Consider the following 21,546-nt stretch of genomic DNA (forward strand, 5'->3'; position numbering starts at 1 on the left):
TGAGCCAGGATCAAACTCTTCATCGTTAAATTTTAAGCCTTACGGCTATCTCTTTAACAACTAATAGGAATTATCAAGTACTCTAAATGATTTATTCTCTTGTTTTGAATTAATCGTTTCCAATTAATTCTTACGCTGTCAATTCAATATGTTAATGAACTTTTTTTATCTTCTCTTAAACAAATTATCGCTTAAGCGGGTGCAAATATAAAACCCTTTTTTTATTCCCACAACATCTAAATCAAAAAATATTTAATTATTTTTTCTATTACAGATTATATGAAAATGAACTATCGCTCTAAGCATTTAGCTGCCTGTAACGGGGCGCAAATATATAACTACTTTTATTCCCCACAAGTCTTTTTTTTACTTATTTGTTATTTCTATTTTAACACACTTATTAACAAGAAGTTGGAAGTAAAAAATTTAATATGAACATACTATTCTTCTTATATATAAAACTTCACTTTGTCTATTCTATATATAGATTTATATTTGTGGGCTAAAATTATAAACAGAAAATGATTAAAATTACTCTTCCTGACGGTTCGGTAAGGTCTTTTACTCAAGATATTACTCCATATGAAGTAGCTAAAGATATTAGTGAAGGTTTCGCACGTAATGTTATTTCAGCTAAGTTTAATAACGACGTTATTGAAATTACTACTCCATTATCTAAAGATGGAAACCTAACTTTATTTACCTGGAGAGATGATGAAGGAAAAAAAGCCTTTTGGCATTCATCTGCACATGTTTTAGCACAAGCGCTTGAAGAGTTATATCCTGGTATAAAACTATGGGTTGGACCTGCTATAGAAAACGGCTTTTACTATGATGTAGATTTAGGTGACAACATTATTTCTGAAAAAGATTTCAAAACTATCGAAAACAAAATGATAGAAATAGCTCGAGGAAAACACGAGTTTAAAATGAGGGATGTTTCAAAATCAGAAGCATTATCTTATTACGAAGGTAAAAATGAATACAAAGTTGATTTAATAGAAAACCTTGAAGATGGTACAATTAGTTTCTGTGATCACTCAACTTTTACCGACTTATGTCGCGGTGGACATATACCTAATACGGGTATTATTAAAGCTGTCAAAATACTTAGTGTTGCAGGCGCTTATTATAAAGGAGATGAAAACGAAAAGCAATTAACAAGAGTTTATGGTATTTCATTCCCTAAACAAAAAGAACTAACAGAGTATCTGCATTTGTTAGAAGAAGCTAAAAAAAGAGATCATAGGAAATTAGGTAAAGAATTAGAGTTATTTACTTTTTCTCAAAAAGTAGGACAAGGTTTACCTCTTTGGCTCCCTAAAGGTGCTGCTCTCAGAGAACGATTAGAGAACTTCTTAAAATCTGCTCAAAAGAAAGCAGGTTACGAAATGGTTGTTACACCTCACATAGGCAATAAAGAATTATACATAACTTCAGGACATTTCGCAAAATATGGAGAAGATAGTTTTCAGCCTATTAACACTCCAGCTGAAGGAGAGGAGTTTTTATTAAAACCGATGAACTGCCCACATCATTGTGAAATTTATAATAGCAGACCTTTTTCTTATAAAGAATTACCCAAACGATTTGCAGAATTCGGAACTGTTTATAGATATGAACAAAGTGGTGAACTTCACGGTTTAACACGTGTTAGAGGATTTACTCAAGATGACGCTCATATATTCTGTACTCCAGATCAATTAGATGCAGAGTTTAAAGAGGTTATTGACTTAGTCTTGTATGTTTTTGGATCATTAGGATTTGAAAACTTTACGGCTCAGGTCTCTCTTAGAGATCCTGAAAAGCCAGAGAAGTATATTGGTAGTGATGAAAATTGGGAAAAAGCAGAACAAGCAATTTTAAATGCAGCAAAAGACAAAGGCTTGAATTATGTCGTTGAAACAGGTGAGGCAGCATTTTATGGTCCGAAGTTAGACTTCATGGTAAAGGATGCTTTAGGAAGACAATGGCAGTTAGGAACAATTCAAGTAGATTACAATCTTCCTGAACGTTTTGATTTAACTTATAAAGGCAGTGACAATGATCTTCATAGACCTGTTATGATTCATCGCGCACCTTTTGGAAGTATGGAACGTTTTGTAGCTATTCTACTAGAACATACAGGCGGAAATTTTCCACTTTGGTTAATGCCAGAACAGGTAGTTATTTTATCTGTGAGTGAGAAATATGAAAAATACGCCGAAAAAGTTTTAAATTTGCTAGAAAATGACGAAATTCGCGCCCTTGCCGATAACAGAAATGAAACTGTAGGAAAGAAAATACGAGAAGCGGAAATGCAAAAGTATCCTTACATGATTATAGTAGGTGAGCAAGAAGAGAAGGACAATACAATTACTGTAAGACAGCACGGAGGTGAAGATCTTGGCACAATAAGTGTAGAAGAGTTCTCCAATATAATAACAGAAAAAGTAAATAAAAGTTTAAAAACTTTTAAATAAATAAAGTTTAATTTAAATATATAAGCCATAGCAATACGTAGAAACAGAAGGAATTATAATAGACGTGAAGCCCAAGAGGACAAGCACAGAATTAACTCTAAAATAAGGTCAGAAGAAGTAAGAGTAGTAGGAGATAACGTAGAAGTAGGAGTCTATCCTATTAAGAAAGCATTATCAATGGCAGATGATCAAGGATTAGATCTTGTAGAGATTTCGCCAAACGCGAAGCCACCTGTTTGTAAAATTATGGACTATAAAAAGTTTCTTTACGAACAAAAGAAACGTGAAAAAGCCTTAAAAGCTAAGGCAACTAAGGTTGTAGTAAAAGAAATAAGATTTGGGCCTCAAACAGACGACCATGATTATGAATTTAAAAAGAAACATGCGATTAAGTTCCTCAAAGATGGAGCTAAATTAAAAGCATTTGTGTTTTTTAAAGGAAGATCAATTGTTTTTAAAGAACAAGGTCAGATATTATTATTAAGACTTGCTCAAGATTTGGAAGAGTACGGAAAAGTAGAACAGATGCCAAAACTTGAAGGAAAACGAATGATAATGTTCATTGCTCCAAAAAAGAAATAAATACTGTATTTACAGTAAACGATAATAAGCGAAACGTAATTAAAAATAGGAGAAAATGCCTAAAATGAAAACAAAATCGAGTGCTAAGAAACGTTTCAAACTAACTGGCACTGGTAAAATCAAAAGAAAGCACGCTTTTAAGAGTCATATATTGACTAAAAAATCTAAAAAGCGTAAGCTGAAGTTAACTCATGATGCTTTGGTGCACAAAGCAGATGAGGATAATATTAAAACAATGTTACGTTTAAAGTAATATAGTTTTAATCGGTTAAAACAATTTATAAACCCTGGAGTTAGGCAAAATTATTTAGCAAGTACCTTTTTAGGTCGCCTACTACAAAAAACAATTAAAGAAATGCCAAGATCAGTAAATTCAGTTGCAAAGAGAGCCAGAAGAAAAAAGGTTCTCAAGCAAGCAAAAGGTTACTTCGGACGTCGTAAAAACGTTTGGACAGTAGCAAAGAATGCGGTGGACAAAGCGATGCAATATTCGTACAGAGACCGCAGAAACAAAAAAAGAACATTCCGTGCGTTATGGATTATGCGTATTAATGCAGGTGCAAGACAACATGGAATGAGTTATTCAAAATTTATGGGTAAATTAAAAGCTAATAACATTGAATTGAATCGTAAGGTTCTTGCAGATTTAGCGATGAATCATCCAGAAGCTTTTGAAGCTATAGTTAACAAAGTAAAATAGGGCTTTTAGCCAAATTAATAACAACATTTCGCTTAACAAAAAGTCCGATTCTTTCGAATCGGACTTTTTTATTGATTAGTTTCCTATTAGGGTTATTACAATTTTTCTCATTCCTCCAAAATCTCGGTGTTCCCCTAGATATATGCCTTGCCAAGTACCTAAATTTAATTTACCATTAGACACTGGTATTTGAATAGAACTTCCAAATAAAGCTGCTTTTATATGTGCTGGCATATCATCAGACCCTTCATAATTATGCTTATAATAAGGCATATCCTCCGGGACCATTTCATTTATATGAGCTTCAAAGTCCTCTCTAACTGTAAAGTCTGCGTTTTCATTGATTGCTAAACTAGCTGAAGTATGCTTTATAAATACATGTAATACTCCAATATCAATATCTGATATTTCTTTTATACTCAATACTATTTCAGAGGTGACAAGATGAAACCCTCTTTGCTTTTGTGAAAGCTGTATTTCTTTTTGATAAAATTTCAACTTAAAAGATTAAGTTTTTTGTTTTTTCTTTTTAGCAGCAGGAAAAAGAACATTGTTTAATATAAGCCTATATCCTGGAGATGTTGGATGTAAGTCTAGCTCCGTTTTAGGATCACCTACTCTATGCGTATAATCTTCTGGATCGTGACCACCATAAAACGTAAAAAACCCTTTTCCCTTTATGCCATGTATGTACTTTGCCTCACCATTTGTTCTATTCTCGCCCATCACCAAGACATTAGATTTAATTTGATCTCTTGTAAAAGAAGTTGTTTGTCCCATAAAGCCTTTTACTAAAGCTGTATGGTTCTGTGTTAGCATGGTAGGTATTGGATCCCATTTTGCAGAATATTGCATTAACGAAAAATAATCTGTTGTTTTAGGAATTTGCCTTTTCTGAGTCATATCTATTGAAGAAAACTCATAAACGTTAGGACTACGTTCTAAAATATAGTCTTTAAAAGCAAATGTTTTTGAGTAATCTATTTTATTCTGGTAACCAGGATCACTACCATCACCATCAAACATAGGCTCACAAATATCCACTCCGTCTGCAGATAAAGCTATATCAAAACTATCCGTGGCAGAACACATCGCAAACATAAACCCTCCTCCAACAACATAATCTCGTATTTTATTTGCTACTGCTAATTTTGATTCTGATACTTTATTATATCCTAGTTTAGTTGCTAATTCCTCAGCAGCTTTCTTCTCTTCAATGTACCAAGCAGCTGATCTGTAGGTTCTATAAAATTTCCCATATTGCCCTGTAAAATCTTCATGATGTAAGTGTAACCAATCATACAATAACAACTCATCATTTAGTACTTCCTCATCATAGATAGTTTCATAAGGTATTTCTGCATAGGTTAATACCATTGTAACAGCATCATCCCAAGGTTGGTTTCCGTATGGCGTGTAAACAGCTATTTTCGGTGCTTTTTCCAGAATCACAGCTTCCTGATTTACAGCAGGACTACTAATCCCTTCTAATATCTCAGCGGCTTTTGCATCTGAGATAACTTCAAATGAAACTCCTCTTATTTGACATTCTTTCTGAATGATTTCAGCATCTGGTAAAAGAAATGAGCCACCTCTATAGTTTAATAACCACTTAACCTTTAATTCGCGTTCTAGTGTCCAATACGTTACACCATATGCTTTCAAATGATTCTCCTGTGTTTCTGAATCCATAGGAATCAGAATATATGAAGCATACATGTTTAAACTAATAAATAGCGTAAAAATTAAGACGATATAATTCTTCAAGTTCATAGATTTAGAACGAAATATAATTAATTTTTAGTCTATTAGCTCTTAAATTATAATTCTTTTAAGAGCTATATTGAATATTCAATAAGTTGGTTGTAATACGGAAGGCACTCTTTTAATAATGAATTGAGATGTTTTGGTAAGGCCTTGTCTTTTGCTTTATACTTTAAAAAGCCACTAGATTTATGTACATTTTTATACCAATATTTAGCCCATATACCGTCTTCAATTCTTTGGTTTGGTTGCCAAGATAGCATATTGTCATCAAAAGGAATTTCTACAAATTCACATAGTTTACTTAAGGTATTTTTTGGGGCGATAAGTACTTTCTTAGAATCAAGGACAACAAATGGAATTTCATTCTGCTCAAAATATTCAAGTAATTCAACATGCATGGCATAGCCGACGTCATTAAGTGTTGGGTTTTTGATGACTTTGTCAAAAGAAGGCAACATATCTTCCGGATCTCTTGTAAGAATTACATTAATGGTTTGTTTCATAAAATCACGATCTAATCCTAATAGATGATGTGTCATATGTTTAAAGAACAAGACGGGTTTTTCATCATTAGAAAGCATCATATTAACCACTTTTTGACCCTCTGTTTCCATTGTATTCATTATATCTTCCGAGCCAGGATGATATTTATGCGCTTCTGGATGTGTTTTTAGATAATAGCCATATAATGGCTCGTCAAAGACCTTCGAGTCATTGCGTTGTGCAAATGAATACATAAGGGCCGTTGATATATTTCTTGGTCCAGACCACAAACAAATACGCTTTATACTATCCATTATTCAGCTCATTCTCAATTAATTTTTCGTAAAAGCTACTCAGTTTTTTAGTCATGTTTCCAAATCTGCCATCACCAATTTGTCTACCATCTATCTTAGTTACAGGTGTTAATCCGCCAAATGTTCCTGTCACAAAAGCTTCATCAGCACCATATACATCAAATAGTGAAAAGTCTTTTTCATAATGTGGTATTTCATTTCTCTTGCATACTTCCAAAACTTTTGCTCTTGTAATTCCATTCATACAATATTTACTTGTCGAAGTCCAGACTTCATTATTTGTAATAATAAAAAAATTTGTGGCATTACAGGTAGATACAAATCCATTAACATCTAACATTAGTGCTTCGTCAGCTCCCGCTTCAATCGCTTGAATTAGTGCTTGAACTTCGTGAAGTTTACTATGACAATTTAATCTTGGATCTAAATAATCTGGTGAGCCTCTTCTAATAGTACTTGTAAAAAGTGTAATGCCCTTTTCTTATGACGATTTTGATGCCTGTTTAAATTCGGGAATAATCACCACATTAGGTCCAGATATTGTTAATCGCGGGTCTTGAGAAGGTGTTTTCTTTATGCCTCGTGTTACCATAATTCTTACATGTACACCGTCCGACATTTCATTTGCATGTAAAACATTCCAAACTTTTTCTTTAAGTTCTTCTTTTGTAACTGGTAAATGCATACCTACAGTAGCTGCAGATTGCCACAGTCTATTGAAATGATCGTCAACAAATACTAATTTTCCGTGATGAAGCCGAAGTGCTTCCCATACACCAACGCCTACTAAATAACCACTGTCAAAAACAGATATTTTAGCATCCTTTCTTGCAAAAAGCTTGTCGTTTATTGAAATTAAAATGCTGTTATTTCTAGAATCATCTACAGCATTATGAGTACCATGAACCATACATTAAATTTTAAGTAGAAAGATACTTAAAATTAGTATTGGTCATTAATCAACGACTGAATTTTTCTATTTCAGTCTCTTTACCCGAAAGTAAACTTGCAATAATTTTAGTACTTGGAAATTGTTCTAATATGATTTTAATAAACACTGTAATTGGAATTGCCATTATTAAACCTGGAATTCCCCATAAAAAGCCCCAAAACATAAGCATTACTAAAACTGCTATTATATTAATTGAGAAGGATTTACCCATGAAAATTGGTTCTAGTATAGCGCCAAAAACTACCTGCACTAAAGTAATTGATAGCACAAAGAAGAATAATGTACTAGTTGGGTCTAATTCTACAAATGCGAAAATCGACAAGAGTATTACAGAAATAAAAGAACCAACCATTTGTACAAAATTAATGGCAAATGCAAAAAGTCCCCAGAAAATTGGAAAACTCACGTCAAAAAACACACACATTAATCCAGTAAATAATCCAGTTAATGCACTAACCAAAAACTTTACCTTAATGAATTTTATAAGGTCTTTTTCAATTTTCATAAAGGCCTTTATCGAAGTATGTTTTTGTCTGAGCAGCGTGTTATTTAGCAGTTTATGAACATTTATAGATTCCGCCAACCACAATACCACAAAGAAGGTAGTCATTAAAAGCGTTGTTAAAAAGGTTCTCAGAAAACCAATAGTATCACCTAAATTTTCTTTTTGAAAAAACTGAGTAAAGAAGTTTTGATTCTCTTCAAACTCAAAACCAAAACTATCTGACAAATATAATTTTAAATCAGCCAGTTTTTCTTCTGCTTTTGGAAAAAAATCAGATTTAGTAGCTAATATTTCTTTACTTGATAGTTGTATTAATTCTATACCAATCATTAATCCACCTGCAACCAAAAGTAAAACTATGAGAATACTAATTACCTTAGGTACCTTACGTCTTCCTAACCATCGCATTAATGGTAAAAATAACAATGCAATGAACATCGAAAAAATTAAAGGAATGAAAATAAATGAAAGGATTTTAAGCAAATAAAATACTAGTGGTATGGCTATAATTAACAACAAGATATTTGTTGTTCTTCTTTCGTTTAACATGAGGCAACATTCAATTAAATGACGATTGGTAAAGATAAGTTAAAAAGAATCTTTAACCATTTAAATTGTTGTTAAAAAGGAACACCATCATCCTCTGGACCATCAAATGCGTCGGAAGCTGAAGGAAAATTATCTGGTTTAAATGTGTCATCGTTTGCAGCGGCATTCATCTTAGAGTGAAACTCTCCAAAAGGAGTATCAAAATCGTCAAGATTATCAAATTTACCGAGATGACCAATGAACTTTAATCTAATATTATCTAAGCCACCATTTCTGTGCTTAGCGACAATAAATTCACCTTGCCCTTCCGTTGGCGAGCGTTCTTCGTCATCCCACTCATCAATCTTATAATATTCTGGTCTGTAAATAAATGATACAATATCTGCATCTTGCTCTATAGCACCAGATTCACGTAAATCTGAAAGTAAAGGACGTTTACTACCACCACGAGTTTCTACGGCACGGGACAACTGCGATAATGCAATTACTGGTACGTTCAATTCTTTAGCCAGTGCTTTAAGGTTACGAGAAATCATTGAAATTTCTTGTTCTCTATTTCCACCTTTTTGACTTCCCCCTGCTGTCATTAATTGCAAGTAATCAATCATTATAACTTTGATACCGTATTGTGATGCTAATCGTCTTGCCTTAGCTCGTAAATCAAAAATTGACAGTGATGGTGTATCATCTATAAACAAAGGTGCTTGCTCTAAAGTTTTTACTTTTACATTAAGTTGCTCCCACTCATGTTTTTCTAGTTTACCTGTTCTCAACTTTTCAGAAGACAAACCAGTTTCACTAGAAATTAAACGGGTTATTAACTGTACTGAAGACATCTCTAAAGAGAAAAATGCCACAGGTTGATTAAAATCTACAGCAATGTTTCTCGCCATAGTTAAGGTAAGTGCAGTTTTACCCATACCAGGACGAGCGGCCACAATAATTAAATCACTGGGTTGCCAGCCTGATGTCAACTTATCTAGTTTATCAAAACCAGTTGGTATACCGCTTAATCCTTCTTTATTAGATATTTCTTCAATCTTCTTTTTTGCCTGAATTACTAAACTCTGTGCAGTCTCAGTAGATTTTTTGACGTTACCTTGTGTAACTTCATATAGCTTTGCTTCAGCATTATCTAAAAGATCGAAAACATCTTTAGTTTCGTCATATGAGTCTTCAATAATTTCATTTGAAATTTTAATTAAACTCCGCTGAATATATTTCTGTAAAATTATTCTGGCATGAAACTCTATATGTGCCGAAGAGGACACACGTTGGGTCAAAGAAATAAGATAAAAATCACCACCAACCAAATCTAATTTTTCATCTTTCTTTAATTGGCTAGAAACAGTTAATAAGTCAATAGGTTCACTATTTTCAAATAATTTGAAAATTGCTTCAAATATAATTTTATGAGCATCTTTATAAAAAGCTTCAGGACTTAAAATATCAATTACCTCATCAACACCTTTTTTGTCAATCATCATTGCTCCAAGCACAACTTCCTCTAAGTCAATAGCTTGAGGTGGTATTTTACCTTTCTCTAAGCTAATGATGGTGCTTTTATCGACTTTGTAACCTTGTATTGGGTTGGGTTGTTTCATAAATAACAAAAGTAGCTAAATAGTATCGACGAATTGCCTTTTAGGTATTTGTCGTTCTCAACATAAAGTTAACAATTTAACTGTTAATAACTCTGAATTAATGTTAATAGCGCCAAAAAAAACCGAAGCTAAAACTTCAGTTTTTTTTTGTTGCCTATGTTTAGTGCAGTTAGTCTTTAAATACTCCCATATCGAAGTATTTACTCATGCGTTGTTTTACTAATTCTTTTGGTGATAAGTTTTTAAGTTCACCATATGATTTTACAATAGCGTCTCTTACCGTTGTAAAAGTTTTCTCTCTATCTGTATGCGCTCCACCTAATGGTTCTTTGAGTATCTGATCAACTAACTTCATACGCTTCATATCTTTAGCAGTTAATTTTAAGGCTTCAGCAGCCTGTTCTTTATATTCCCAGCTTCTCCATAAAATTGAAGAGCATGATTCTGGAGAAATCACGGAGTACCATGTATTCTCTAACATTAATACTTTGTCACCAACACCTATACCTAAAGCACCACCTGATGCACCTTCACCAATAATTACGGTAATTATTGGAACTTTAAGTCTGGTCATTTCCAAAATATTTCGCGCTATCGCTTCTCCTTGACCTCTCTCTTCAGCCTCTAAACCTGGATATGCGCCAGGCGTATCTATTAAAGTAACTACTGGTATGCCAAATTTCTCAGCAGATTTCATAAGTCGTAATGCTTTACGATAACCTTCTGGATTAGACATTCCGAAATTACGGTATTGTCTGGTCTTTGTATTAAATCCTTTTTGTTGGCCTATAAACATATAAGATTGATCACCAATTTTTCCTAAACCACCAATCATAGCTTTATCATCCTTAACATTTCTATCGCCATGTAATTCTAAAAAAGATTCGCCGCAAAGTGCTTTGATATGATCTAAGGTATATGGTCTGTCTGGATGACGTGATAACTGTACACGTTGCCAAGCCGTAAGATTTTTATAAATTTCCTTTTTCGTCTCTGCTAATTTCTTTTTTATCTGCTTACAGGTTTCTGTTACATCTACATCGCTCTCTTCACCTATAATCTGGCATTTATCTAATTGCTCTTCTAGTTCTTTTATTGGTAATTCAAACTCTAAATATTCCATACAATTTGAAGTTGTTTTTTTGTTTAGTTAGGATACAAACCTACGTATTCTTATTTTATTTTTTTAACAAATATGCTAAAAGTAGGTTCACTTTGACATTTAGGCAAAAATAATTATTCTTATAGTAAATATAAAAAACTTTAATTGGGAATACTGTTGACTTTCTGTTTACGCCTTTTATAATTCTTAAAAATAGCATCTAATAATACTGTGACTAATACTAGAATTGCTCCAATGTAAAATTGTGAAGACATTTTTTCTGTTTCCGGAAAGAGAATAAGTGCTATTGCTATACCATAAATTGGTTCTAAGTTATAACTTAATATCACTGTAAAAGGACTTATATAGCGCATCACTTCCACTGCACCTATAAATGCGTAAGCTGTACATACAGATGCCAGTATAAAAATATAAACCCAATCTGAATTTGATAAGGTAAAAAATTCTGAATTAAAGGTTGTACCGGTAAGAAGTATAAATACAGTTAAGAATACTACTCCACTTATAAATTCATAAAATGAAATTATTGTTGCATTATATCTTTCGATAAACCTACCATTAATTACCGCAAATAATGTAGAAAATAAAGCTGATAACAGACCTAAAATAATGCCATTGATATAACCCATTTCACTACTGGTAATCAATATAACACCTAGTATTACAAAAAGTCCAAAAATAATTTCATAGGCCAATATCCGACGCTTAAAAAAAATAGGTTCTATAAAACTTGCAAAAAATGCACCAGAAGAGAACATGGCCAAAGCTATCGATACATTAGCTTGATTTATAGCCTCAAAGAATGTTATCCAATGCAGAGCAATTATAACTCCCGCTGCAGAAAACTGCCAAAACGCTTTGGAGGTAATTTTAATATTCAATCTTACAATTTTGATATATAAAAACATCAAGATACCTGCAATAGCCATTCGATACCATACTAATGCCAGTGAACCAATAGTAATTAGCTCTCCAAGAATTGCTGTAAAACCTGCTATAAATACCAGAAGGTGTAAATGGATATAATGCTTAAGTTTAGCGTTTGGCATTTTGAAGGAGGTATACCGCTAAAATACCAAATATTACATTAGGAAGCCATACAGCTATAATTGCTGGAAAATTAGATTGTTCTGCCATGACCCCAAAAATCTTATCGAAGAAAACATATATCATAGCTATAGCAATACCTACAGCTAAATTAACACCCATTCCACCTCTACGTTTTACAGAAGATACTGCCACTGCAATTATGGTAAGTATAAAAATTGAGACCGGTAAACTCCATTTTTTTAGTTTAACAACCTCATAACGTCCAATATTAGAGGATCCTCTTCGTTTTTCGGCAGCTATAAAATCTAACAATTCACCATAAGGTTTTGTTTCGGCAGCATATTCAACTGGTGTTAGGTCTTCAAGTTCAAAGGGAAACCTCATATTTTGCCTTCGCTTTTTCTCTATAGTTTCTACACCATTTTCAAAACTTCGCTTTACGTATGTTGTTAACCTGTAGCTTGAATCTTTTTGAATATATCTAATGTTATCTGCAAATATCTTGTACTTTAACTCATTACCTTCAAAATGCTCATAGGTAAAGTTCATGCCTGATTTACTGCGTGGTATAAAACTACTTACATAGATGTAATCATTATCATTAATCTGTCTGTAGATATCTCTTGTTTGCTGAACTCTTTTATTCTTTTTTAAATATTTGAATTTAAATTCGTTGAAACCCTGACTAGCATAAGGCGCTAAATACATCCCTAAAAAAAGCGCAAATCCTGCTACTATGGTTGCACCTATCATATAAGGTCTTAAAAATCTAGAAAATGAAACTCCAGAACTTAAGAACGCAACTATCTCAGTATTATTTGCCAACTTAGACGTAAACCAAATAACTGATAGGAATAAGAATAAAGGGAATAATAGATTCGCAAAATATACTGTAAAGTCAATATAATAAGATGTTACCTCACCAAAAGGTGCATTATTCTCTAATATTTTACCAATTTTTTCAGCTAAATCTACAGTTATACCAATAGGTATAAACAGCAATAACATCATTAAAAATGTAAACAAATAGCGCTTTAATATGTACCAATCTAAAATTTTCAAGTCTTATAATCTCTTATCCATTTGTTTTACCATTTTTTCTTTCCAAACTCCAAAATCGCCTGCAATTATATGTTTTCGAGCTTCACGTACGAGCCATAAATAGAATCCTAAATTATGAATTGTAGCAATTTGCTTTCCTAATAATTCATTCACAGTAAACAAATGCCTTAAGTATGCTTTGCTATATTCTGTATCTACAAAGGTAATTGCCATTTCATCTATTGGCGAAAAATCATCTGCCCATTTTAAATTTTTAATGTTTATGGTTCCATGCGCCGTAAAAAGCATTCCGTTTCTCGCATTACGAGTAGGCATTACACAATCAAACATATCTACACCTAACGCAATATTTTCTAATATATTGATTGGCGTACCAACTCCCATTAAATATCTTGGTTTTTCCTCTGGCAAAATACTACAAACCACATCTGTCATTTCATACATTTCTTCAGCTGGTTCACCTACTGACAAACCACCAATTGCATTTCCTTCTGCACCTGCATTTGCTATATATTCTGCAGATTGCTTCCTTAAATCTTTATACGTACTCCCTTGAACTATTGGAAAAAACGTTTGCTCGTAATCATACTTAAAGGGTGTCCTCTTTAAATGCGTTAAGCAACGTTCTAACCATCTGTGCGTCATATGCATAGAGCGTTTGGCGTAATTATAATCGCATGGATATGGAGTACACTCATCAAAAGCCATGATAATATCGGCACCAATACTTCGCTGTATCTCCATTACATTTTCTGGAGTAAATACATGATAACTTCCATCTATATGAGACTTAAACTTTACACCTTCTTCCTTTATTTTTCGATTTGCCGATAATGAATAGACCTGATAACCACCAGAATCAGTAAGTATGTTCCTGTCCCAATTCATAAATTTATGAAGCCCACCTGCTTTCTCTAAAATTGGTGTTTGTGGTCTTAAGAACAAGTGATAGGTGTTACCTAGTATAATATCAGGATTTATATCATTTTTAAGTTCGCGTTGATGTACTCCTTTAACAGATGCTACAGTACCTACAGGCATAAAAATAGGAGTTTCTATTGTACCATGGTCTGTAGTAATTTCTCCTGCTCGCGCTTTGGTGTCTTTATCTGTTGCTAAACGTTTAAAATTCATTAAAAAATAAGTCTGAAGGCAAATATAAATAACTCAAATACATTGAAGTCTTAATTAAATTTAAAATTGTTAGCAAATCCTCAAAATCGTTAATAAGTGACATCATTCTACTTTTGCGAGACCCTTATAAAAAACTATTTTTGTGCCATTAATCTAAGCAATATAAGATGCCAAACATTCAACAATTAGAAGATTTAACTACACAAGTTCGTAGAGATATTTTACGAATGGTACACAAGGTGAACTCTGGTCATCCAGGAGGCTCATTAGGATGTGCTGAATTTTTTGTTACCCTTTACCAAGACATCATGGAAACTAAAGACAGTTTTGATATGAATGGCATTGGTGAAGATTTATTCTTTCTTTCTAATGGTCATATATCACCTGTTTATTACAGTGTTTTAGCAAGATCTGGTTATTTTCCAGTTGAAGAATTAAATACGTTTCGGTTAATTGACTCCAGATTACAAGGTCACCCAACAACACACGAAGGGTTACCTGGTATTCGTATAGCTTCTGGTTCATTAGGACAAGGAATGTCAGTAGCTATTGGTGCAGCCGAAGCTAAGAAATTAAATGAAGATGTCAAATTGGTTTACAGTTTACATGGTGATGGAGAGCTGCAGGAAGGACAGAATTGGGAAGCCATTATGTATGCTGCAGGAAATAAAATAGATAATCTCATTTCTACCATTGATGTTAATGGACAACAGATTGATGGTTCTACGGATAACGTATTACCAATGGGAAATCTAAAAGCAAAATTTGAAGCTTTTGGTTGGTTAGTCGTTAAAATAGAAAATGGAAATGACGTGGAGTCCATATTATCTGGAATGGCTAAAGCAAAATCACTTTCAGGAAATGGAAAGCCTGTTTGTGTTTTATTACAAACCGTTATGGGTAATGGTGTGGATTTTATGATGCATACACACGCATGGCATGGTAAAGCCCCTAATGATGAGCAATTAGCAACAGGTTTGGCTCAGAATGCTGAAACTTTAGGGGATTATTAATCATCAATTAAAACAAAACATGAAGACATATACAAATACAGGAAATAAAGATACAAGATCAGGTTTCGGTGCTGGTTTAACAGAACTTGGTAAAACTAATGGTAATGTTGTAGCACTTTGTGCAGACTTAACAGGATCATTAAAAATGGATGAATTTAAAGCAAATCACCCTGAACGTTTTTTCCAAGTAGGCATTGCTGAAGCAAATATGATTGGTATCGCTGCAGGAATGACTATTGGAGGAAAAATTCCATTCACTGGTACTTTTGCTAACTTTTCAACAGGAAGAGTCTATGATCAAATCAGACAAAGTGTTGCATACAGTGGAAAAAATGTAAAAATTTGTGCTTCTCACGCAGGTGTTACCTTAGGAGAAGATGGTGCAACACATCAAATCCTTGAAGATATTGGATTAATGAAAATGTTACCAGGTATGACGGTTATTAATACTTGTGATTTTAATCAGACAAAAGCAGCTACTCTGGCTATAGCAGAACACGATGGACCTGTTTACCTAAGATTTGGCAGACCAAAAGTACCTAATTTTACTCTAGAAAATGGTAAGTTTAAAATTGGAAAGGCCGTACAACTAACCGAAGGAAATGATGTAACGATTGTAGCGACAGGTCATTTAGTTTGGGAAGCATTAGAGGCTGCTAAAGCTTTAAATGAAAATGGCATAGGTGCTGAAGTCATTAATATTCACACTATAAAACCATTAGATGATAAAGCCATATTAGACTCAGTTTCAAAAACTGGGTGTATTGTAACTGCAGAAGAGCATAACTATCTTGGTGGTTTAGGAGAAAGCGTTGCAAGAGTTTTAGCAAACCATAATCCTACTCCGCAAGAGTTTGTTGCAACAAACGACACATTCGGAGAATCTGGTACACCCGCGCAACTTATGGATAAGTATGGTTTAAATAGTGACGCAATCATTAATGCTGTAAAAAAAGTAGTGAAAAGAAAATAACTTCATTTTGGCAACGTTTTTGATATTACATACCTAATCTTAAAAACGAACATTATGAAAAATTTAAAAAAGTCAGCATTCTTAGCTGTAGTTTTCGCATTTATTAGTTTTAGTTTAAACGCACAAAAAGGAAGTTCATTTGGTTTTAAAGGTGGACTTAATTACAGTGCAAACGGAGACTACTTTGAGTCTATTGGCGATAATGCAAGGAATCCAGATTGGAACATTGGATATCACTTAGGTATTTTTGGAAAGATAGGAGATCAACTATATTTTAGACCAGAACTGGTTTATACAGCCACTAAGAGTGACTACAACAGTAATGATTTCTCAATAAAAAAAATTGATGCTCCGCTATTAGTTGGTCTTAAAGTCTTAGGCCCTGTAAGTGTTTTTGGTGGACCATCGCTGCAATACATTCTCGATACAGAATTTGATGGCATTGATATTGATAACGTAGAAGATGATTTTTCTGTAGGTCTTAATTTTGGTATAGGCATTAATTTCAACAAAGTAGGAATTGATCTACGATACGAAAGAGGTTTTAATAACAACGAAGCCCGTTTTATAAATAATAATCTCGGAGCTGTTGCTGTAAGTAGAATAGATACTAGGCCAGATCAGTTGATTTTAAGTTTATCAATTGCTCTATAGAAGTAAAAAACATAAAGAAAAAGCCGCTAAATTAGCGGCTTTTTTATTTTTTCGTTTGTTGATAATTAAGAATCATCACTCTCTTCATTATAATTAAAAGAAACATCTTCATCTAAATAATCTGCTGTTCCATTATTATCAGTATCAACGAGTGTGACAGTTTCTATAGTTATTATTCCAACGGACTCACTTCTACTTCTCTCATACTCGTTTTCTGCTAATGTTGGTTCTGTTTCTCCCATATTAGTATCTACCACATAGGTTGTAGGTACTAATTCATTAATAGTAAAGACTCCATCTCCATCATCATCAAAATCTAAATAATCAGGGAAGCCATCATCATCCGAATCATCGTTAGATACGTTTTGATCATCATCGATATCTTCAAGATATGAAGGCACACCATCACTGTCGTGATCTCTGACTTCTACCTGTAAAATCTCGAACTTAAATATTAGGTTTGAATATGCTGGAATATTTAAAGTTGGAAATGAGAAATAAGAAAGTCCGGATGGTACAAACATTACCCCTAATCCAAAATCATTATAATTAGTGATACCTTCCTCGTCTGTAGAAAAGTCTAAAGCAGCCTTAAACGTAGGCATTACTAATTGCCATGCTCTAATTGCACCACCACTAAAAACATCACTTTGCAAATTTAATTCTTCAGGTGAAGCTATTTCTTGAAAAGGTTCATCTGTTTCAACAATATTACCTTCAAATCTATAGCGTATAGCATCTGTGAATTTTGGTGCTTTACCTCCGCCTTCATTCAATCTTAAAACATAATATTTGTAATCTGTATCTACCCACTCAGTTGTTAACGTTTCAACAGCATCGATTAAAAGTGTGTTATTATCTGGATCTGGCATGTCTAAATAATTCCCTTCGTCATCCTGAGGTAATTCTGTAATCACAATATCACTATATCTATGATTAGTACCTGTTTCAAAGAAACTAGAATTATAATAATGCGTCGTTAAATAATCTACTAATGTTGAGTCATCAGATATCTGTTGTACAGCTCTGTCTCTTTCCACAAAATCTTGAGTTGGACCATCATCTTCCTCACAGGCAACAAAAACTGTAGTTAGAGTTGTAAGAAAAAGACAAAATTGTAAGGCTTTAATTTTCATAAATTTTTGTATTGCTTATTTTAAATACCACAAAATTAAAATAAGATTCATTATTGCTCAATTAACTGGCGCAAGATACAATAATATAATATTTTTGTACAATAAGATTAACGTTGTTTTTTAGTTAAAATGTATGCGTGTTGATAAATTTTTATGGTGTGTGAGATATTACAAAACTCGCAATATAGCAACCCAGGCTTGTAAAAAAGGTAAAATTAAAATTAATGATGTTGTGGCCAAGCCTTCGAGAGAGGTATACCCAACGGATAAAATTGAATTAAGAAAAGACCAAATTAACTACAAGTTGATTGTTAATGATGTACCCAAAAGCAGAGTTGGTGCTAAGCTAGTTGATATTTATAGAACTGATGTTACACCCAAAGAAGCTTTTGAGGCCAGGGAATTATTAAAATACAGTAAAGATTATTACAGAAAGAAAGGTACTGGAAGACCAACAAAAAAAGATAGGCGCGATATAGACGAATTTTATGAAGAAGAATAATTTAGGCAGAGCCTATTGGGAGGAGCGTTATGTAAATAATGAAACAGGCTGGAATATTGGCTATATTTCTACTCCTCTTAAAACTTACTTTGACCAATTAGAAGATAAGTCTTTAAAAATTCTTATTCCTGGTGCTGGTAATAGTTATGAAGCAGAATATTTATGGAATTTAGGTTTTAAAAATACCTATGTAGTAGATATAGCGACGCAACCTTTAAATCACTTAAAACAACGTGTAGTAGATTTTCCTGAAAACCAATTATTTCATTCAGATTTTTTTGAACTCAATGATTCTTTCGATTTAATAATTGAACAGACGTTTTTCTGTGCTCTCAACCCTGAGTTAAGAACTTCTTACTCTAAACAGATGAACAAGCTCTTAAAGCAAAATGGTAAACTCGTAGGCTTATTTTTTGATTTTGAACTTACATCTTCAGGACCGCCATTTGGTGGTAGCCTAAATGAGTACAAATCACTTTTCAATAAGAATTTCGATATCAAGATATTAGAGCAATCAATTAATTCAATAAAAGAAAGACAAGGTAAAGAACTGTTTTTTATCTTTGAAAAAAAGACCTGATGGCATTAACAAAAAACACCATATTAAGTCATAAAGAAATTGAGCATAAAATTAAGCGCATAGCTTACCAAATTTATGAGAGCAATGCTGACGAAACTGAATTGGTAATTGCAGGTATAGAAAGTAATGGCTATTTATTGGCTAGAAAAATAAAAGCTAAACTCTATAAAATTTCTGAAATAGAATCAACTTTGTGCAAAGTTTCTATTGATAAAGCTGTACCTACTAACCCTATTAAAACATCTATCTCTAAAGAAGACTATTCAAATAAATCTATAGTGTTGGTCGACGACGTTTTAAATTCTGGGAGTACATTAATATATGGTATAAAGCACTTTTTAGATGTGCCACTTAAACAATTTAAAACTGCAGTATTAGTAAATAGAAATCACAAAAAATACCCTGTAAAAGCAGATTTTAAGGGCATATCTTTGTCTACGTCTCTTTTTGAACATGTACATGTTAATCTATCTAAGCAACCTCACGAAGCCTATTTAGATTAAATACAGTAGCATTTTTTCTATGATATCTTGCTTTGTCTTATTATCAGTATCAATGGTATAATCTGCTTGGTTGTAATACTGCACTCTTTCAAACAAATGTTTACCTATATATTCTAGTAGTTCTTCTTCTGACTTTAAATGGCTAATTAAAGGACGTTGGTTCTTCTCTGAAATTAGTCTTTTGGTTAGTAAAGATATAGATAGTTTTAAATAAAACAATAGTGTTGAAGGTGTACCTTTTAATAAATCTAAGTTTTGTCCATAACAAGGAGTACCACCACCTACTGCTAATACTATATCAGTTTTACGTGTTAATAATTCATTGAGGTAATATGATTCTTTTTTTCGAAAATAAATCTCCCCTTTTGATTTAAAAATATGAGTGATTGAACTATTTTCTTTTACTGAAATATAGTCATCTAGATCAATAAAATGATAATTAAGAATTGTAGCTAATTCCTTACCGATAGTAGATTTTCCTGATCCCATATATCCTATTAAAACTATTATCATAAGGCTTACAAATTGATTATTAAATTAATACATAAACAGGCAACAAAAAAACGAAAATTTAAATAAAAAAAGTATTGTTTTATTAATTAAACATTTTATATTTGCACCCTCGTTAGAGAAAAAAAATTAAGACCGGGTAGCTCAGTTGGTAGAGCATCTCCCTTTTAAGGAGAGGGTCCTGGGTTCGAGCCCCAGCCCGGTCACAAAAAGTTAAGCGCTAAAGCTTAACTTTTTTTTTACCTTTACTTATCTATTTGCGCACGTGGCGGAATTGGTAGACGCGCTGGCTTGAGGGGCCAGTGACCGTTTTAGGTCGTGGAAGTTCGAGTCTTCTCGTGCGCACAATTTTTAACTTATTCTACTCTTTTGTGCTGAGTTAGTACAATTACTTATTTTTTATTAAGTTTTTTACTTAATTTTTGTTAATTCTAGGTCTTGTGTTAGTATAAATCTTATTTTTGTTTAAACATTTTTATAAAAAAATGAACAACATTAAGAATAGATTTAGTATTAAAGATTTAGAAAATCTTACTGGAATTAAAGCACATACTATACGTATTTGGGAAAAGCGCTATGATTTATTAGAGCCTAAGAGAACAGAAACAAATATCAGGTACTACGATTTAGCTAGCTTTCAAAAGCTATTAAATGTAAGCTATCTCAATAATAATGGCTATAAGATTTCTAAAATTGCAACAATAGAAGAGCATAAAATTCCTCTTTTAGTAAGAGAAATTGCATCGCAAAACAATATAGAGAGTCATGCTATAAATTCTTTTAAGTTATCGATGCTTAATTTTGATCAGGCATTATTTTATAACACTTACGAGTCACTCTTAAAAGAAATGCCATTCAAAGATATATTTTATGATATTTATATTCCTCTTCTGACTGAAATAGGACTACTTTGGCAGACTGATACTATAACTCCTGCACACGAGCATTTTTTAACAACTTTAATTAGACAGAAAATACTCATTAATACAGAGAAAATTCAGTCTAAACAAGTCAATACATCTAAGAAAACCTTCGTTCTTTACTTACCAGATAATGAAATACATGAATTAGGATTAATGTTTATTAATCATGAAATTGTGAGTAAAGGATATCAGTCTATATTCTTAGGACAAAGTGTGCCTCTGGCGAGCTTAATAGATCTCCAGAATTACTATGACGAAATTATCTATGTGTCTTATTTCACAGTAAAACCTGAAAAGGAAAATATTGAAAAATATATTGAAGATTTTGATGAGCAAATATTAGTTTCAGAAAACACTCAATTTTGGATATTAGGTCAGATGTTAAATGCCTTAGATCTAGCAAAATTACCAAAACAAATGAGAGCATTTAAATCTATCCAAGCTTTAATAGACGAATTATAACAT

Annotated in this window: 22 protein-coding genes, 2 tRNA genes and 1 pseudogene; 13 read left to right on the forward strand and 12 right to left on the reverse strand. The window is 32.8% G+C overall.

Annotation, left to right across the window (positions count from 1 at the left end):
* The first annotated feature begins 521 nt into the window (after nt 1-521).
* The 4 genes from thrS to rplT all read left to right on the forward strand — a co-directional run bounded on the left by thrS (nt 522) and on the right by rplT (nt 3,744).
* Nucleotides 522-2,462 carry a threonine--tRNA ligase gene (gene thrS, locus ACTG3Y_RS04315; protein ID WP_439151696.1) on the forward strand — a complete coding sequence of 647 codons (1,941 nt, stop codon included), beginning with the start codon at nt 522-524 and terminating at the stop codon, nt 2,460-2,462.
* A gap of 33 nt (nt 2,463-2,495) precedes the next feature.
* Nucleotides 2,496-3,044 carry a translation initiation factor IF-3 gene (gene infC / locus ACTG3Y_RS04320; RefSeq protein WP_439151759.1) on the forward strand — a complete coding sequence of 183 codons (549 nt, stop codon included), beginning with the start codon at nt 2,496-2,498 and terminating at the stop codon, nt 3,042-3,044.
* Nucleotides 3,045-3,099: 55 nt separating this feature from the next.
* A complete protein-coding gene (gene rpmI / locus ACTG3Y_RS04325; RefSeq protein ID WP_040279932.1) occupies nt 3,100-3,297 on the forward strand; it encodes a 50S ribosomal protein L35 in 198 nt (65 codons plus the stop codon).
* 102 nt (nt 3,298-3,399) lie between these two features.
* Nucleotides 3,400-3,744 (forward strand): 50S ribosomal protein L20, encoded by a 345-nt coding sequence (gene rplT / locus ACTG3Y_RS04330; protein WP_208155216.1) that lies wholly within the window; start codon nt 3,400-3,402, stop codon nt 3,742-3,744.
* Between the two features lie 75 nt (nt 3,745-3,819).
* Here rplT and ACTG3Y_RS04335 read toward each other — a convergent pair whose 3' ends face one another.
* The 10 genes and pseudogenes from ACTG3Y_RS04335 to tgt all read right to left on the reverse strand — a co-directional run bounded on the left by ACTG3Y_RS04335 (nt 3,820) and on the right by tgt (nt 14,287).
* Nucleotides 3,820-4,242 (reverse strand): secondary thiamine-phosphate synthase enzyme YjbQ, encoded by a 423-nt coding sequence (locus ACTG3Y_RS04335; RefSeq protein ID WP_439151697.1) that lies wholly within the window; start codon nt 4,240-4,242, stop codon nt 3,820-3,822.
* Between the two features lie 9 nt (nt 4,243-4,251).
* A complete protein-coding gene (locus ACTG3Y_RS04340; RefSeq protein WP_439151760.1) occupies nt 4,252-5,436 on the reverse strand; it encodes an asparagine synthetase B in 1,185 nt (394 codons plus the stop codon).
* 146 nt (nt 5,437-5,582) lie between these two features.
* Entirely contained in the window at nt 5,583-6,308 is a 726-nt protein-coding gene (locus ACTG3Y_RS04345) for a sulfotransferase family protein (RefSeq protein ID WP_439151698.1), read from the reverse strand.
* Nucleotides 6,301-7,218, reverse strand: a pseudogene (locus ACTG3Y_RS04350) (aminotransferase class IV). The gene ACTG3Y_RS04345 and the pseudogene ACTG3Y_RS04350 overlap by 8 nt, the downstream one beginning before the upstream one ends.
* A gap of 49 nt (nt 7,219-7,267) precedes the next feature.
* On the reverse strand, nt 7,268-8,314 hold the full coding sequence (locus tag ACTG3Y_RS04355; RefSeq protein WP_439151699.1) for an AI-2E family transporter: 1,047 nt from the start codon (nt 8,312-8,314) through the stop codon (nt 7,268-7,270).
* A 71-nt stretch (nt 8,315-8,385) separates the two neighbouring features.
* Complete coding sequence (dnaB, locus tag ACTG3Y_RS04360; protein WP_439151700.1) at nt 8,386-9,918, reverse strand: replicative DNA helicase; 1,533 nt, start codon at nt 9,916-9,918, stop codon at nt 8,386-8,388.
* Between the two features lie 169 nt (nt 9,919-10,087).
* The gene (locus ACTG3Y_RS04365) at nt 10,088-11,041 is read right to left on the reverse strand and encodes an acetyl-CoA carboxylase carboxyltransferase subunit alpha (RefSeq protein ID WP_439151701.1); all 954 of its coding nucleotides are present in this window, start codon (nt 11,039-11,041) and stop codon (nt 10,088-10,090) included.
* A 140-nt stretch (nt 11,042-11,181) separates the two neighbouring features.
* A complete protein-coding gene (locus ACTG3Y_RS04370; RefSeq protein ID WP_439151702.1) occupies nt 11,182-12,090 on the reverse strand; it encodes a DMT family transporter in 909 nt (302 codons plus the stop codon).
* On the reverse strand, nt 12,077-13,099 hold the full coding sequence (locus ACTG3Y_RS04375) for an LptF/LptG family permease (RefSeq protein ID WP_439151761.1): 1,023 nt from the start codon (nt 13,097-13,099) through the stop codon (nt 12,077-12,079). Before ACTG3Y_RS04375 ends, ACTG3Y_RS04370 begins: the two co-directional genes overlap by 14 nt.
* A 57-nt stretch (nt 13,100-13,156) precedes the next feature.
* Complete coding sequence (gene tgt, locus ACTG3Y_RS04380) at nt 13,157-14,287, reverse strand: tRNA guanosine(34) transglycosylase Tgt (protein WP_439151703.1); 1,131 nt, start codon at nt 14,285-14,287, stop codon at nt 13,157-13,159.
* A 167-nt stretch (nt 14,288-14,454) separates the two neighbouring features.
* On the opposite strand from tgt, the gene ACTG3Y_RS04385 reads away from it, so the two are divergent.
* The 3 genes from ACTG3Y_RS04385 to ACTG3Y_RS04395 are packed head-to-tail and all read left to right on the forward strand — an operon-like array spanning nt 14,455 to nt 16,927.
* Nucleotides 14,455-15,300 carry a transketolase gene (locus ACTG3Y_RS04385; RefSeq protein ID WP_439151704.1) on the forward strand — a complete coding sequence of 282 codons (846 nt, stop codon included), beginning with the start codon at nt 14,455-14,457 and terminating at the stop codon, nt 15,298-15,300.
* Between the two features lie 19 nt (nt 15,301-15,319).
* Complete coding sequence (locus ACTG3Y_RS04390; RefSeq protein WP_439151705.1) at nt 15,320-16,273, forward strand: transketolase family protein; 954 nt, start codon at nt 15,320-15,322, stop codon at nt 16,271-16,273.
* A gap of 54 nt (nt 16,274-16,327) precedes the next feature.
* Nucleotides 16,328-16,927: an outer membrane beta-barrel protein gene (locus tag ACTG3Y_RS04395; RefSeq protein ID WP_439151706.1), complete on the forward strand. Its 600-nt coding sequence runs from the start codon at nt 16,328-16,330 to the stop codon at nt 16,925-16,927.
* 65 nt (nt 16,928-16,992) lie between these two features.
* Here the strand turns inward: ACTG3Y_RS04395 and ACTG3Y_RS04400 are convergent, their stop codons facing one another.
* The gene (locus ACTG3Y_RS04400; protein WP_439151707.1) at nt 16,993-18,063 is read right to left on the reverse strand and encodes a hypothetical protein; all 1,071 of its coding nucleotides are present in this window, start codon (nt 18,061-18,063) and stop codon (nt 16,993-16,995) included.
* A 133-nt stretch (nt 18,064-18,196) separates the two neighbouring features.
* Here ACTG3Y_RS04400 and ACTG3Y_RS04405 point away from each other — a divergent pair, with 133 nt between their 5' ends.
* From ACTG3Y_RS04405 to ACTG3Y_RS04415, 3 genes are read left to right on the forward strand one after another with little or no spacing between them, the layout of a single operon-like run.
* Complete coding sequence (locus ACTG3Y_RS04405; protein ID WP_439151708.1) at nt 18,197-18,565, forward strand: RNA-binding S4 domain-containing protein; 369 nt, start codon at nt 18,197-18,199, stop codon at nt 18,563-18,565.
* Nucleotides 18,552-19,145 carry a methyltransferase domain-containing protein gene (locus ACTG3Y_RS04410; RefSeq protein ID WP_439151709.1) on the forward strand — a complete coding sequence of 198 codons (594 nt, stop codon included), beginning with the start codon at nt 18,552-18,554 and terminating at the stop codon, nt 19,143-19,145. The genes ACTG3Y_RS04405 and ACTG3Y_RS04410 overlap by 14 nt, the downstream gene beginning before the upstream one ends.
* Nucleotides 19,145-19,648 (forward strand): phosphoribosyltransferase family protein, encoded by a 504-nt coding sequence (locus ACTG3Y_RS04415; RefSeq protein WP_439151710.1) that lies wholly within the window; start codon nt 19,145-19,147, stop codon nt 19,646-19,648. Before ACTG3Y_RS04410 ends, ACTG3Y_RS04415 begins: the two co-directional genes overlap by 1 nt.
* Here the strand turns inward: ACTG3Y_RS04415 and ACTG3Y_RS04420 are convergent.
* Complete coding sequence (locus tag ACTG3Y_RS04420) at nt 19,640-20,137, reverse strand: shikimate kinase (protein ID WP_439151711.1); 498 nt, start codon at nt 20,135-20,137, stop codon at nt 19,640-19,642. The genes ACTG3Y_RS04415 and ACTG3Y_RS04420 overlap by 9 nt on opposite strands.
* A gap of 154 nt (nt 20,138-20,291) precedes the next feature.
* On the opposite strand from ACTG3Y_RS04420, the gene ACTG3Y_RS04425 reads away from it, so the two are divergent.
* The 3 genes from ACTG3Y_RS04425 to ACTG3Y_RS04435 all read left to right on the forward strand — a co-directional run bounded on the left by ACTG3Y_RS04425 (nt 20,292) and on the right by ACTG3Y_RS04435 (nt 21,543).
* Nucleotides 20,292-20,364 (forward strand) — tRNA-Lys (locus ACTG3Y_RS04425).
* 53 nt (nt 20,365-20,417) lie between these two features.
* Nucleotides 20,418-20,503, forward strand: a tRNA-Leu gene (locus ACTG3Y_RS04430).
* Between the two features lie 140 nt (nt 20,504-20,643).
* A complete protein-coding gene (locus ACTG3Y_RS04435) occupies nt 20,644-21,543 on the forward strand; it encodes a MerR family transcriptional regulator (protein ID WP_439151712.1) in 900 nt (299 codons plus the stop codon).
* The last annotated feature ends 3 nt before the right edge of the window (nt 21,544-21,546 follow it).

It is taken from the genome of Winogradskyella sp. (assembly GCF_965656915.1).
GTDB lineage: Bacteria > Bacteroidota > Bacteroidia > Flavobacteriales > Flavobacteriaceae > Winogradskyella.

Bases quoted from the DNA above. Each gene is read 5' to 3' on its own strand.
- rplT (WP_208155216.1), top strand. From the start codon at position 3,400: ATGCCAAGATCAGTAAATTCAGTTGCAAAGAGAGCCAGAAGAAAAAAG.
- ACTG3Y_RS04365 (WP_439151701.1), bottom strand. From the start codon at position 11,041: ATGGAATATTTAGAGTTTGAATTACCAATAAAAGAACTAGAAGAGCAA.
- ACTG3Y_RS04345 (WP_439151698.1), bottom strand. From the start codon at position 6,308: ATGGATAGTATAAAGCGTATTTGTTTGTGGTCTGGACCAAGAAATATA.
- ACTG3Y_RS04420 (WP_439151711.1), bottom strand. From the start codon at position 20,137: ATGGGATCAGGAAAATCTACTATCGGTAAGGAATTAGCTACAATTCTT.
- ACTG3Y_RS04390 (WP_439151705.1), top strand. From the start codon at position 15,320: ATGAAGACATATACAAATACAGGAAATAAAGATACAAGATCAGGTTTC.
- ACTG3Y_RS04405 (WP_439151708.1), top strand. From the start codon at position 18,197: ATGCGTGTTGATAAATTTTTATGGTGTGTGAGATATTACAAAACTCGC.
- ACTG3Y_RS04385 (WP_439151704.1), top strand. From the start codon at position 14,455: ATGCCAAACATTCAACAATTAGAAGATTTAACTACACAAGTTCGTAGA.
- thrS (WP_439151696.1), top strand. From the start codon at position 522: ATGATTAAAATTACTCTTCCTGACGGTTCGGTAAGGTCTTTTACTCAA.
- ACTG3Y_RS04395 (WP_439151706.1), top strand. From the start codon at position 16,328: ATGAAAAATTTAAAAAAGTCAGCATTCTTAGCTGTAGTTTTCGCATTT.
- tgt (WP_439151703.1), bottom strand. From the start codon at position 14,287: ATGAATTTTAAACGTTTAGCAACAGATAAAGACACCAAAGCGCGAGCA.
- ACTG3Y_RS04340 (WP_439151760.1), bottom strand. From the start codon at position 5,436: ATGGATTCAGAAACACAGGAGAATCATTTGAAAGCATATGGTGTAACG.
- ACTG3Y_RS04355 (WP_439151699.1), bottom strand. From the start codon at position 8,314: ATGTTAAACGAAAGAAGAACAACAAATATCTTGTTGTTAATTATAGCC.
- ACTG3Y_RS04370 (WP_439151702.1), bottom strand. From the start codon at position 12,090: ATGCCAAACGCTAAACTTAAGCATTATATCCATTTACACCTTCTGGTA.
- dnaB (WP_439151700.1), bottom strand. From the start codon at position 9,918: ATGAAACAACCCAACCCAATACAAGGTTACAAAGTCGATAAAAGCACC.
- ACTG3Y_RS04400 (WP_439151707.1), bottom strand. From the start codon at position 18,063: ATGAAAATTAAAGCCTTACAATTTTGTCTTTTTCTTACAACTCTAACT.
- rpmI (WP_040279932.1), top strand. From the start codon at position 3,100: ATGCCTAAAATGAAAACAAAATCGAGTGCTAAGAAACGTTTCAAACTA.
- ACTG3Y_RS04410 (WP_439151709.1), top strand. From the start codon at position 18,552: ATGAAGAAGAATAATTTAGGCAGAGCCTATTGGGAGGAGCGTTATGTA.
- ACTG3Y_RS04435 (WP_439151712.1), top strand. From the start codon at position 20,644: ATGAACAACATTAAGAATAGATTTAGTATTAAAGATTTAGAAAATCTT.
- ACTG3Y_RS04375 (WP_439151761.1), bottom strand. From the start codon at position 13,099: ATGTTATTGCTGTTTATACCTATTGGTATAACTGTAGATTTAGCTGAA.
- ACTG3Y_RS04415 (WP_439151710.1), top strand. From the start codon at position 19,145: ATGGCATTAACAAAAAACACCATATTAAGTCATAAAGAAATTGAGCAT.